At 71.1% G+C, this 11,823-nt stretch carries 11 protein-coding genes; 7 read left to right on the top strand and 4 right to left on the bottom strand.

The features are described 5' to 3' along the window. Positions 1-178: 178 nt before the first annotated feature. Positions 179-1,804: a solute symporter family protein gene (locus DN051_RS29450; RefSeq protein ID WP_053759608.1), complete on the bottom strand. Its 1,626-nt coding sequence runs from the start codon at positions 1,802-1,804 to the stop codon at positions 179-181. Further along, entirely contained in the window at positions 1,801-2,157 is a 357-nt protein-coding gene (locus tag DN051_RS29445; protein WP_053759607.1) for a DUF485 domain-containing protein, read from the bottom strand. The genes DN051_RS29450 and DN051_RS29445 overlap by 4 nt, the downstream gene beginning before the upstream one ends. Positions 2,158-2,482: 325 nt before the next feature. Between DN051_RS29445 and DN051_RS29440 the strand changes: the two genes are divergently transcribed. The 4 genes from DN051_RS29440 to DN051_RS29425 all read left to right on the top strand — a co-directional run bounded on the left by DN051_RS29440 (position 2,483) and on the right by DN051_RS29425 (position 7,446). After that, positions 2,483-4,015 carry a S8 family peptidase gene (locus tag DN051_RS29440; RefSeq protein ID WP_053759606.1) on the top strand — a complete coding sequence of 511 codons (1,533 nt, stop codon included), beginning with the start codon at positions 2,483-2,485 and terminating at the stop codon, positions 4,013-4,015. A 96-nt stretch (positions 4,016-4,111) separates the two neighbouring features. Continuing rightward, positions 4,112-5,635: a S8 family peptidase gene (locus tag DN051_RS29435; RefSeq protein ID WP_112439841.1), complete on the top strand. Its 1,524-nt coding sequence runs from the start codon at positions 4,112-4,114 to the stop codon at positions 5,633-5,635. Positions 5,636-5,703: 68 nt separating this feature from the next. Then, positions 5,704-6,234, top strand: coding sequence for a hypothetical protein (locus DN051_RS29430; protein ID WP_053759604.1), 531 nt, complete (start codon positions 5,704-5,706; stop codon positions 6,232-6,234). Positions 6,235-6,450: 216 nt separating this feature from the next. Continuing rightward, positions 6,451-7,446 carry a CopD family protein gene (locus DN051_RS29425; RefSeq protein ID WP_053759603.1) on the top strand — a complete coding sequence of 332 codons (996 nt, stop codon included), beginning with the start codon at positions 6,451-6,453 and terminating at the stop codon, positions 7,444-7,446. A 23-nt stretch (positions 7,447-7,469) separates the two neighbouring features. Here the strand turns inward: DN051_RS29425 and DN051_RS29420 are convergent, their stop codons facing one another. Both DN051_RS29420 and DN051_RS29415 read right to left on the bottom strand, forming a co-directional pair. Next, entirely contained in the window at positions 7,470-8,249 is a 780-nt protein-coding gene (locus DN051_RS29420; RefSeq protein ID WP_079000988.1) for a lysoplasmalogenase, read from the bottom strand. Continuing rightward, positions 8,246-9,190 (bottom strand): sterol desaturase family protein, encoded by a 945-nt coding sequence (locus DN051_RS29415; RefSeq protein WP_112439839.1) that lies wholly within the window; start codon positions 9,188-9,190, stop codon positions 8,246-8,248. The genes DN051_RS29420 and DN051_RS29415 overlap by 4 nt, the downstream gene beginning before the upstream one ends. Before the next feature lie 296 nt (positions 9,191-9,486). On the opposite strand from DN051_RS29415, the gene DN051_RS29410 reads away from it, so the two are divergent. The 3 genes from DN051_RS29410 (at position 9,487) to DN051_RS29400 (ending at position 11,823) form a co-directional block, all read left to right on the top strand. Next, the gene (locus DN051_RS29410) at positions 9,487-10,476 is read left to right on the top strand and encodes a DEDDh family exonuclease (protein WP_112442502.1); all 990 of its coding nucleotides are present in this window, start codon (positions 9,487-9,489) and stop codon (positions 10,474-10,476) included. Positions 10,477-10,578: 102 nt separating this feature from the next. Continuing rightward, positions 10,579-10,812, top strand: coding sequence for a hypothetical protein (locus DN051_RS29405; RefSeq protein WP_053759641.1), 234 nt, complete (start codon positions 10,579-10,581; stop codon positions 10,810-10,812). A gap of 216 nt (positions 10,813-11,028) precedes the next feature. After that, on the top strand, positions 11,029-11,823 hold the full coding sequence (locus DN051_RS29400) for an SURF1 family cytochrome oxidase biogenesis protein (protein ID WP_053759601.1): 795 nt from the start codon (positions 11,029-11,031) through the stop codon (positions 11,821-11,823).

The raw sequence follows: 11,823 nt of genomic DNA, 5'->3' as shown, positions 1-11,823 counted from the left end.
GTGGCCCCCTCCCTCGTGGTTCTCTCTGACGGATCACACGTGGCACTACCCATTCTCCGGCACCTGCGAGCCTACGCGACCGGCGCGCCGGGATCAGCGGCCCGATCCCACGAGCGACGACGCGGCCGCGTCGTAGGGACCTACAGGCCTACGACGCGGCCGCGTACCGGGGTGGGGCTCAGTGGGCGCCGGTGCCGGTCAGGGACCGGACCTCCAGCTCGGCGTACTTGCCGGTGTCCGGCTCCTCCTTGGACAGGACGGTGCCGAGCCAGCCCATCAGGAATCCGAACGGGATGGAGATGATGCCCGGGTTCTTCAGCGGGAACCAGGCGAAGTCGACGTCGGGGAACATCGCCTTGGGGTCGCCGGAGACCACGGGCGAGAACAGGACGAGTCCCACGGCCACGATCAGACCGCCGTAGATCGACCACAGCGCGCCCTGGGTGGTGAACCGCTTCCAGAACAGGCTGTACAGGATGGTCGGCAGGTTGGCGGACGCGGCGACGGCGAAGGCCAGGGCGACCAGGCCGGCCACGTTCAGGTCGCGGGCCAGGGCGCCCAGGCCGATGGACACGATGCCGATGAAGACGGTCGCCCAGCGGGCCGCGCGGACCTCTTCCGCGCCGGTGGCCTTCCCCCTGCGGATGACGTTGGCGTAGATGTCGTGCGCGAACGAGGACGACGAGGCGAGGGTCAGACCGGCGACCACGGCGAGGATCGTGGCGAAGGCCACCGCCGAGATGGTGGCCAGCAGGATCGCTCCCCAGGTGGAGTCGACGCCGCCGAGATGCAGGGCGAGCAGTGGCGCCGCGGTGTTGCCGGACGGATTGGACTCGATGATCTCTTCCTGTGAGATCAGCGCGGCCGCACCGAAGCCGAGCGCGATGGTCATCAGGTAGAAGCCGCCGATGATGCCGATCGCCCAGTTGACGGACTTACGGGCGGCCTTGGCGTTGGGCACCGTGTAGAAGCGGATCAGGATGTGCGGCAGGCCGGCCGTGCCGAGCACCAGGGCGATGCCGAGGGAGATGAAGTCCAGCTTGGAGGTGCCGGTCGCGCCGTACTGGAGGCCGGGCTCCAGGAAGGCGGCGCCCTTCTCGCTGTTCTCGGCGGCCTTGCCGAGCAGGTCGGAGATGTTGAAGTTGAACTTCAGCAGCACCAGGAAGGTGATCAGCAGGGTGCCGCCGATGAGCAGCACGGCCTTGACCATCTGGACCCAGGTGGTGCCCTTCATGCCGCCGATGGAGACGTACACGATCATCAGGACGCCGACGAGGGCGACGATGAGGACCTTGCCCGCGTCCGAGGTGATGCCGAGGAGCAGCGAGACCAGGACGCCCGCGCCCGCCATCTGCGCGAGCAGGTAGAAGATCGAGACGACGATGGTGGAGGTGCCGGCCGCGGTGCGGACCGGGCGCTGGCGCATGCGGTAGGCGAGGACGTCGCCCATCGTGTAGCGGCCGGAGTTCCGCAGCGGTTCGGCCACCAGGAGCAGGGCGACCAGCCAGGCGACGAGGAAGCCGATGGAGTACAGGAAGCCGTCGTAGCCGAAGATGGCGATGGCGCCCGCGATGCCGAGGAACGACGCGGCTGACATGTAGTCACCGGAGACCGCGAGGCCGTTCTGGAAGGCGCTGAACTGGCGCCCGCCCGCGTAGAAGTCGGCGGCGTCCTTCGTCTGCCGGCCCGCCCAGACGGTGATGAACAGCGTCGCCACCACGAAGGCCGCGAACAGGGTGATGATCAGCGGCCGGTGCTCGCTCGCCTCACCCGCGGCGAGAACTGTCTGCTGAACGGGGCTCATGCGCCGCCCTCCATCCGGGTCTTGATCGCTTCGGCCTTGGGGTCGAGCTTCTCGGCGGCGTGCCGCGAGTACCACCAGGCGATGAGGAACGTGGTGACGAACTGGGCGACGCCGAAGACGAAGGCGACGTTGATGTTGCCGAACAGCTTGGAGCCCATGAAGCCGCCCGCGTAGTTCGACAGCAGGACGTACAGCAGGTACCAGGCGATGAAGGCGACGGTGAGGGGGAAGGCGAAGGAGCGGTAGGAGCGGCGCAGTTCACCGAACTCCGCGCTCTGCTGCACCTCGACGAACTCCTCGGTCGAGGGGAGTCGGTGTTCTGATTTCGAGGGGGGCGGTGCGTCGGTGGCCACGGAGTCTCCTCGCGTTGCGGATGCAGTGATGGTGATGTGGATCACATGGGCCGGGCCGCGATGTTAGTGGGCGCGGACCGTGATCCAAAAGGGGGCTCGACCGTGCTCGGGCTCCCTGTTCAACGTCACGGCGGCACGTGCGGACCGGTTCAACCGGTTGGACTTCTTTCGAAAATCGATGCGGCGAAAGGCCGAAGTTGTCGCGGTAAGTCGTTGCTGGCCAGCGAGGTCGAGAGATAGCTTCACCCTGCACCGCTCGTCATGCACCTGCCCGGACACCACACGTGTCTCGGGCCGGTTTCGTTCCGGATGATGTGGAGACCCCATGGCTCATCTGCGCTCCAGACGCCGGCTGGCGCTGGCCGTGCCCGTCGTACTGTCGCTGACCGCCTCGCTCGGCTTCCTGCCGACGGCCGCCTCGGCAGCCTCACCACGGGCGGAGACCGCCACCCGAGCAACGGACGCGCCCAGCCTGGCGTATGTCGTCAACACCAGGACGGACCGGCGCACGATCGCGTCGGTGGAGAAGGCGATCGCCAAGGCCGACGGCACCGTCGTCATCACGTACGACAGGATCGGCGTGATCGTCGTCCACTCGGCCAACCCCGGCTTCGGCGCCCAGATACGCAAGGTCCGCGGCGTGCAGTCGGCGGGCGCCACGCGCACCACGCCGCTGGTCGCCGCGGGCACCACGGACGACGGCGCGGCCGACTATCTGACCGCCGCTCAGGCCGCGAAGGTCGAGGCCGCCTCGGCGGCGAGCCCCGCGAGCGAGCCGCTGGAGGCCGACCAGTGGGATCTGCGCGCGATCGGCGCCGACAAGGCCGCGCGGATCAACCCCGGCAGCAAGAAGGTCACCGTCGCCGTCATCGACACGGGCGTCGACGACACGCACCCGGACCTGGCCCCGAACTTCTCCGCCGGCCAGTCCGCCAACTGCGTCGGCGGTGTCGCGGACACCAGCGCCGGCGCCTGGCGCCCGTACACCGCGGACGACTACCACGGCACCCACGTCGCCGGTGAGATCGCCGCGGCCCGCAACGGCATCGGTGTCGCCGGTGTCGCGCCCGGCGTGAAGGTGTCCAGCATCAAGGTGAGCGACCCGCACAACGGCCTGTTCTACCCGGAGAGCGTCGTGTGCGCCTTCGTGTTCGCGGCCGACCGGGGCGTCGAGATCACCAACAACAGCTACTACGTGGACCCGTGGCTGTACAACTGCATGGACGACCCCGACCAGAAGGCCATCGTCGACGCGGTCAACCGCGCCCAGCTGTACGCCCAGAAGAAGGGCACCCTGCACCTGGCCTCGGCGGGCAACTCCAACCACGACCTCGACTCCGACGCGATCGTGGACGACACCAGCCCGGACGACTCCACCCCGGTCGAGCGCACCATCGACCCGCACGAGTGCTTCGACGTGCCGACCCAGCTCCCGGGCATCGTCACGGTGAGCGCGACGGGCGTGCAGAACCTCAAGTCGTACTACTCCTCGTACGGCAAGGGTGTCGTCGACGTGGCGGCGCCGGGCGGCGACCGGCTCTACCAGATCCCGGACACGCCGTCGAAGAACGGCCGCATCCTGTCGACCATGCCGAACAACCAGTACGCCTTCCTCCAGGGCACCTCGATGGCCTCCCCGCACGCCGCGGGCGTCGCCGCGCTGCTGAAGTCCGAGCACCCCTTTGCGGGTCCGGCGCAGTTGCAGGCGCTCCTGAAGGCGCAGGCGGACAACCCGGGCTGCCCCGAGTCCTACGACCAGGACGGCGACGGCGTCCAGGACGCCACCTGCGCGGGCCCGAAGCGGGTCAACGGCTTCTACGGCTCCGGCATCGTCAACGCCCTGCGCGCGGTGAAGTAGACCGCCACACCACGTGCGGCGCGGCCGGAACGGTCGCGCCGCATCCACGCTCCCGCACGTTCATCGTTCCGTGAACCATATGGAGACTTCACACCCATGACAGCGCCTCACTCGCGCCACCGCCGCGCCCTGGTGATCCCCGTCGGAATGGCGATGGCCACGACTCTCGCGTTCCTGCCGAACGCCACCGCGACCGCGGTGGAGCCGACCACGGCCGCCGCGACCGCCGCCGACGCCACCTCGCTCAGCTACGTCGTCAACGTCCGTGCCGGGCACGGCCCCTCGAAGCACGTGAAGAAGGCGATAGCCGAGGCCGGCGGCACGATCGTGACGTCGTACGACCAGATCGGCGTGGTCGTCGTCCACTCGTCGAACGCCGACTTCGCCAGGACCATCCGCAAGGTGCGCGGAGTGGAGTCGGCCGGCTCGACCCGGACCGCTCCGCTGCCCGCGCAGTCCACCACCGACGTGGGGACGCCGAAGGTGCTCGGCGCGCAGGAGGTCTCCGCCGCCCGGGCCGCTGCGGGACAGGACCCGCTGGAGCCGCTGCAGTGGGATCTGCCGGCCATCAAGGCGGACAAGGCGCACGAGAAGTCGCTCGGCAGCCGGAAGGTCACGGTCGCCGTGATCGACACCGGTGTCGACGACACCCACCCGGACATAGCCCCGAACTTCGACCGCGCCGCGTCCGTCAACTGCGTCACCGGCAAGCCGGACACCGCGGACGGAGCCTGGCGGCCCGGCGCGGCGGAGAGCCCGCACGGCACCCACGTGGCCGGCGAGATAGCCGCCGCCAAGAACGGCGTCGGCATGACCGGTGTCGCGCCCGGGGTGAAGGTGTCCGGCATCAAGGTGTCCACCCCCGCCGGCTTCTTCTACACGGAGGCCGTCGTCTGCGGCTTCGTCTGGGCCGCCGAGCACGGCGTCGACGTGACGAACAACAGCTATTACACCGACCCCTGGTACTTCAACTGCAAGAACGACCCGGACCAGAAGGCCCTCGTGGAGGCCATCACCCGGTCCACGAAGTACGCGGAGCGCAAGGGCGCGGTCAACGTCGCCGCGGCCGGCAACGAGAACTACGACCTCTCCGCCGACGAGATCACCGACCCGGTCTCCCCCAACGACACCACGCCCACGGAGCGGGTGATCGACCCGTCCGAGTGCTACGACATCCCGACCCAGCTGCCCGGCGTGGTCACGGTGGCGGCGACCGGCGCCAAGGGGCTCAAGTCCTCCTTCTCCAACCACGGTCTGGGCGTCGTCGACATCGCCGCGCCCGGCGGTGACTCGACCGCGTACCAGACGCCGGCACCGCCCGCGACCAGCGGTCTGATCCTGGGCACGCTGCCCGGCGGCCGGTGGGGCTACATGGCCGGTACGTCGATGGCCTCGCCGCACGTCGCGGGCGTCGCCGCGCTGATCAAGTCGACGCACCCGCACGCGACTCCGGGCATGGTCAAGGCCCTGCTGTACGCGCAGGCGGACGCCACGTCCTGCACGAACCCCTACGACATCAACGGCGACGGCAAGGTCGACGCGGTGTGCGAGGGCCCGAAGAACCGCAACGGCTTCTACGGCTGGGGCATGGCGGACGCGCTGGACGCGGTCAGCAGGTAAGGCCTCGTGATCCGGGCCGGACGGGGTCTCCGTCCGGCCCGGGCACGGCGTAGGGCAGGATCTCCGTCATGCCCGACAACCAAGACCCCGCGAACTGGGGCCCCGAGCCGGTCCGGCCCAGGTGGCTGCTGACCCTGCGTTTCGTCGCGACCGTGGTGTGCTTCCCGGTGCTGTGCGTGGTGGGGCTCGCGACCTTCCTCGTCTTCATCGTCCTCGCTCTGCTGACGGAGCTGATCGCGATGTTCAGCTCCGGCTACGAGCGTGGCTTCGGCGACGTGATGGAGTCGGCGCTGGACCGGGTGGTCCGCCTGGGCTCCTGGTTCGTCGGCTGGCGGCAGCTGCGGCACGAGGGCGACACCGCTCACTACCGGGCGCGGGTGGACAAGATCGTGGCCCACTGGACCGCGCTGGCGTCGGCACCGCCCGAACCGGACAAGCCCGAGCCGCCCGTGGAGTGCGAGATACCGCTCTCCTTCTACCGCGGTGTGGGCGGGCGCTACGTCGTCGAGACCGCCACCGCGCAGGGCTGGGAACTGCTGCCGTCCGACGTGCGCAAGAAGGTGCGGCTGCGATGGGCCGCCGCGGCGGAGGCCCACTGAGTCAGGGCCCGCACGGTACGGACGGACCGGATGACGTGGCCGGCGCCGACGGCCCGGCGGCCGGCGGAGGGGATGCGTCCGGCCCTCCGGTGGCCCTTTGCGCGTGTCGGATCCGAACGCCGGGGGGATCGAGATCGTACCGATGGGCGGAATGGTCTACGCCCAGTTGTTTTCCGGCACTTGCCCGGGTCTGTACGGGCTGGTGAAGATCTCGAGGTGACTTTGATACGACCCACTCCCGGGGTGGCGCCGGTGCCGGGACCCGGCGTCGGCCGGGCCGTCGCGGTACTCGTCCTGGTGGCGCTCGGCGCGCTGATACCCCTGCTCGGACCGTCCACCGCCCTGCACCGCACCGGGGAGGCCGCCGCCCCCGGGGTCGAGGGAGTGACGCTGCTGCGCACTGCGTTGTTCGCCGCGCTGTGCGTCCAGGTGGGCGAGTTGTTCGTGGACCGGCTGGCGCGCTCCCTGCCCGGCGCCCCGGCCGAACGGCCGCGCGGCTGGTCGCCGTACGCGGCGGGTGTCGGTTTCGTCGCGGCGCTCGGTCTGGCCTCCGTGGTCGCGACGGGCAACCTCGTACCGGACAGCGTCGACCAGATCGACGTCGGCGGCCTGTACGCGTCCCGGGACGGCCGGCTGGCCCTTCTGGAGGTCAACGCGTTCGCGGTGGCGGGCTTGTGCGCGTTGTCGCGCCGGCCGGGCACGCAGGTGTGGCCGCTGGCCGCCCTGGTCGTCGCGGAGGCGCTGCGGGCCCACCCCCCGACCGAGCACACCCCGCTCGTCGGCGCGGGCCTGACACTCGTTCACCTCACCGGTGCGGCCTTGTGGGTGGGCGGCCTGGTGCAGGTGCTGCGGACCGTTCGCCGCTGGGGCGGCACGGCGACGGGCGCGGCCCTGCTCGGCCGGTACGCGCGTGTGGCGGCCCTTCTCCTCGGTGCGATCACCGCGACGGGCATCTGGAGCACGCTGCGCCGGATGCCGCCGGAGACGGTGCTGGACCAGCTGACGGACACGGCGTACGGGCGTGTGCTGCTCGCCAAGGTGCTTCTGGTGGCCGCGGTCGCGCTGCTCGCCCTGTGGGCGCGGATCCGGCTGCGCCGTGCGGCCGACCCGCTGACCGCCTGTGCTCCCGCGCGCTCGGAGGTCGTCGTACTGGGCGTGGTGGTCGCGGTCTCGGGCCTGCTGACGGCACTGCCGCTGCCGATCCGGTGGTGAGAGGTCCGGGCGCCCCGGCCGGGTCAGGGTGAGGGGTCAGGGCGTCGGCCGGGGTCGGCCGGTGCGGCAGCCGGACGCCTGGACCGCAGGCCGCCGCCGAGCGGCCGGAGGCCACCGCCGCGGGCCGCTCCGACCGTGGCCGGCCGTGCCGCCGGACGCGTCGTCGGTGCCGGCCGCTCCGTGGCCGGCGCGCCCCGCGCCAGCAGGAATTGCGCGGCCGGATACGTGGCCATGATCCACAGGTCCGGCAGCGGCGGTTGCGCCAGGTCGGCGAGACCGGTGGCGATGAGCGTGTCGGAGAACATGAACAGCGCCCCGCCGGCCCCGGCGACCGCACCGAGCCGGGTCAGGGCGAAGTACGCCATCGCCGTCAGCAGGACGCTGTACGCGGCCACGGGCACCCGCAGACCGGCGGGCAGACCGGGCCACAGCAGGACCAGGATGCCGACGAGGGCGATGGCGTAGCCGGCGGCGAGCAGACCCGCACGCGCACGTGGTACGGCGTTCCGGCCGTGCGTCCGGAACAGGGCGAGGTAGCAGACGTGGCCCGCCGCGAACGAGGCCATCCCCGCGAGGAACGCGGGCTGTGCGTCGGACAGCAGCAGCACGTCCCCGCCCCAGCCGAACAGCAGCGCGGCGACGAGCAGTCGGGGAGCGCCCCGCACGGCGGCCCAGGAGGCGAGCAGAAGCATCAGGAGCGGCTTGGCGGCGGTGTGCCCGGGGCCGAAGCCGACGGCGAGGGAGACGAGGTCCGCGCCGGCGGCGAGGGCGAAGGCGGCGAGCAGGATGCGGGCGCGTCTCACGCGGTCGCCGTCTCCTCGGCGGGTTCCGGCTTCGACGCGGCCTGCGGCATCGGCGCCGGTTCGGGCTTCGACGCGGGCGCCGGTTCCGGTTCCGGTTCCGGGTTCGGCGCGGGCGCCGGTTGCCAGCCCGGCCCGCGGAACACGCGACCCGCCCGCTCGCGCCAGTCGGCCGCCGTCCTCAGGTCCTTGGCGATGGCCGCGTACTCATGGGTGGCGACCCTCAGCGGGTTGTGGGTGGCGATGTTCTTCGTCAGCCCGTACACCGGCCGCTCGGTCTCGGCGGCGAACGAGCCGAAGAGACGGTCCCAGACGATGAGGATCCCGCCGAAGTTGCGGTCCAGGTAGCCGCCCTGGGAGGCGTGGTGCACCCGGTGGTGGGACGGCGTGTTGAGGGCGAACTCGAACCACCGCGGCATCCTGTCGATCCGCTCGGTGTGGATCCAGAACTGGTAGACGAGGTTCGCGGAGGAGCAGAACGCCAGCGCGGCCGGATGCACACCGAGGACGATGAGCGGGACGTAGAACGGCCAGCCGGTCACCGAGGTCCACGGCTGGCGCAGCGCGGTGGTGAGGTTGAACTTGCGGCTGGAGTGGTGGACGACGTGGCAGGCCCACAGGATGCGGATGACGTGGTGGCCGCGGTGGGACCAGTAGTAGAAGAAGTCCTGGGCCAGCAGCATCAGCGGAATCGTCCACCACAGCACGGGCACGCGCAGCGGTGTGAGTTCGTGGACCGCCGTGTAGAGGGCGACGATCGGGATCTTCCAGAGGAAGTCGAAGAACAGGCTGCCGAGCCCCATGGTGACGCTGGTGGCGACGTCCTTCGCCTCGTAGCCGGCCGCGTCCTCGTCGGGATGGAGCCGGACGCTGATCATCTCGATCACGGCGAGCAGCACGAAGGCGGGTATCGACCAGACCACGACATCGGGGAGGTTCGGCATGGCTGCACCGTAGGACGGCGGATCGGCCAGGGCTAGAGGTTGTTACCGACAAGTATTACCGGGGGTACCGCCCCGCTTTTGGTGATCTCCGCCAATGGCGCACGCGCGTGCCCCCGAAATCCGGGCGGGCGGACCGGTCCCCGGCCCGCCGCGCGCCCGCCGCAACGAGGCACCCCGGCAAGGGGTATCGGTCCGTCAGCTCCGTCCCCGGCCACGCGCACGGTGCCCGAACAGGCGGCCGTGGCCGCGCACCTGACGGACAGGGGTGTCGGTCCGGGCCCGTATTCTCAGTGACCATGCTCGAAGACCACACGACCGCAGCGTCCTCCTCCGCCGCGTGGCCGGCCGCGTACCCCCACGGGTACGCGGTCGTTGACGTGGAGACCACCGGACTCGCCCGCGACGACCGGATAATCTCCGCGGCCGTCTACCGGCTGGACGCGCGCGGCGAGGTCGAGGACCACTGGTACACGCTGGTCAATCCGGAGCGGGACCCCGGACCCGTGTGGATCCACGGACTGACGAGCGAGGTGCTCGAAGGGGCGCCGCTCTTCGCGGACATCGCCGAGGAGTTCGCGACGCGCCTGGACGGCCGGGTGCTCGTCGCGCACAACGCCGTGTTCGACTGGCAGATGATCGCCCGGGAGTACGCGCGCGCGGAGCGCGAGGCACCGGTGCGTCAGCGGCTGTGCACCATCGCCCTGTCCAAGACGCTGGGGCTGCCGCTGCCCAACCACAAGCTGGCGTCGCTGGCCGCGCACTTCAGCGTGGTGCAGCAGCGCGCGCACCACGCGCTGGACGACGCGCGCGTGCTGGCGGAGGCGTTCCGGCCGAGCCTGCGGGCGGCGGCGCGGAGCGGTGTGCGGCTGCCGCTGCACGAGTGCCGGCCGCTGACGGAGTGGTCGACCGCGCCCCGCATCGGGCAGCAGGCCTCGGGCGGGTACGGCGGGTACCGGCCGAGTTCGTGGCGTCCCTCGCGCAAGAGGCCTGCCTGCCCGTATCCCAACCCGGGCCGCTACGAAGAGGGCAAAAGGCTCAAGCAGGGCATGCGGATCGCGTTCTCCGGCGACACGTCGGTCGAGCGCGAGCTGCTGGAGGACCGCGCGACCGAGGCCGGACTGCATGTCGCCACGAGCCTGTCCCGGCTGACCAGCCTCCTGGTCACCAACGACCCGGACTCGGGCACGTCGAAGGTGGTCAAGGCCGGGCAGTACGGCACACCGGTGGTCGACGAGGCGGCGTTCGGCCAACTCCTCGAGGACGTGGAACCGGCGCGGGAGCCATGACGGCGGGGACCCCCGGGGGGCAGCCGTACGGACGGGTGATTGCCGGGCGACTCGCCCGGCGCCCGCTCGCCCGTGCCGCGGCGACGGCTCACCCTGTGGCGCATGGCGACATGTGAAGTCTGCGGCAACAACTACGGAATGACGTTCGAGGTGCACGCACAGGGCGCCGTGCACGTCTTCGACTGCTTCTCCTGTGCGATCCACCGCATGGCACCGATCTGCGAGCACTGCCGGGTCCAGATCATCGGACAGGGCGTCGAGGTCGAGGGCCAGTGGTACTGCGGCGCCCACTGTGCCCGCGCGGAAGGGAAGGCGGGGATCGTGGACCGGGTCTGAGCCCCGGGCCGCACCGGCGGGCGGAGAGGCGCCGCTCCGGCATCCGCCCGCGGCACGCACCGGACAGCCGGGCCGCACCGCACCCACCGCACCCACCAGAGGCACTCCAGTGACCGGAGAAGCGCGGCGCCGCCGCACCGGCGGCACCCCCTGACCGGGACCCGGCGACCGCACCCCACCGGCAGCACCCCGCGGCCCGAGATGTACGGTCGTGGGGTGTACCGCTTCCTGTTGTCCCGGCAGTGGGTGATCCTCACCCTCGTCGCCGTCGCGCTCATCCCCACGATGATCGAGCTGGGCTTCTGGCAGCTGCACCGACACGAGCAGCGGGTCGCGCTGAACAAGGTGATCGCCGACTCACTGGCGGCCGAGCCGGTGGCGGCCGAGTCGATGACCTCGCCCGGCGCCGAGGTCGGCAAGGCCGACCTGTACCGCCGGGTCACGGCGAAGGGCCGCTTCGACACCGCGCACGAGGTCGTCGTCCGCCGCCGCACCAACGCGGACGACGAGGTCGGCTTCCACGTCCTGACGCCCTTCGTCCTGGACGACGGCAAGGTCCTGCTGGTGAACCGGGGCTGGATCCCCGCGGACGGCCCCAGCCAGACGGCGTTCCCGAAGATCCCCGCACCCGCCGGGGGCGAGATCACCGTCACCGGCCGGCTGATGCCCGACCAGACGACCGCCGAGAGCGGCATCAAGGACGTGCAGGGCCTGCCGGACCGGCAGGTGATGCTGATCAGCAGCGAGCAGCAGGCGGAGCGGCTGGGCCGGCAGGTCCTCGGCGGATACGTGGAGATGACCGCGCCCGAACCCGGGGACGGCACACCCGAGCTGCTCCCGGCCCCCGACCACGACAGCATCGGCAACCACATGGCCTACGCCGTCCAGTGGTGGCTGTTCGCCGCGGGCGTCCCCGTCGGCTGGGTCGTGCTGGCCCGCCGCGAGGTCCGGGACCGCACGCAGCCGGCGCCGCGGGAGCAGACGGAGGCGGAGGAACCGGCGACGGTGTGA

This window comes from Streptomyces cadmiisoli (assembly GCF_003261055.1).
Lineage (GTDB): Bacteria > Actinomycetota > Actinomycetes > Streptomycetales > Streptomycetaceae > Streptomyces > Streptomyces cadmiisoli.
This window is presented reverse-complemented; position numbering and strand designations above follow the sequence as displayed.

Coding starts and splice junctions, on each gene's coding strand:
- DN051_RS29450 (WP_053759608.1), bottom strand. CDS start 1,804: ATGAGCCCCGTTCAGCAGACAGTTCTCGCCGCGGGTGAGGCGAGCGAG.
- DN051_RS29440 (WP_053759606.1), top strand. CDS start 2,483: ATGGCTCATCTGCGCTCCAGACGCCGGCTGGCGCTGGCCGTGCCCGTC.
- DN051_RS29435 (WP_112439841.1), top strand. CDS start 4,112: ATGACAGCGCCTCACTCGCGCCACCGCCGCGCCCTGGTGATCCCCGTC.
- DN051_RS29430 (WP_053759604.1), top strand. CDS start 5,704: ATGCCCGACAACCAAGACCCCGCGAACTGGGGCCCCGAGCCGGTCCGG.
- DN051_RS29415 (WP_112439839.1), bottom strand. CDS start 9,190: ATGCCGAACCTCCCCGATGTCGTGGTCTGGTCGATACCCGCCTTCGTG.
- DN051_RS29410 (WP_112442502.1), top strand. CDS start 9,487: ATGCTCGAAGACCACACGACCGCAGCGTCCTCCTCCGCCGCGTGGCCG.
- DN051_RS29405 (WP_053759641.1), top strand. CDS start 10,579: ATGGCGACATGTGAAGTCTGCGGCAACAACTACGGAATGACGTTCGAG.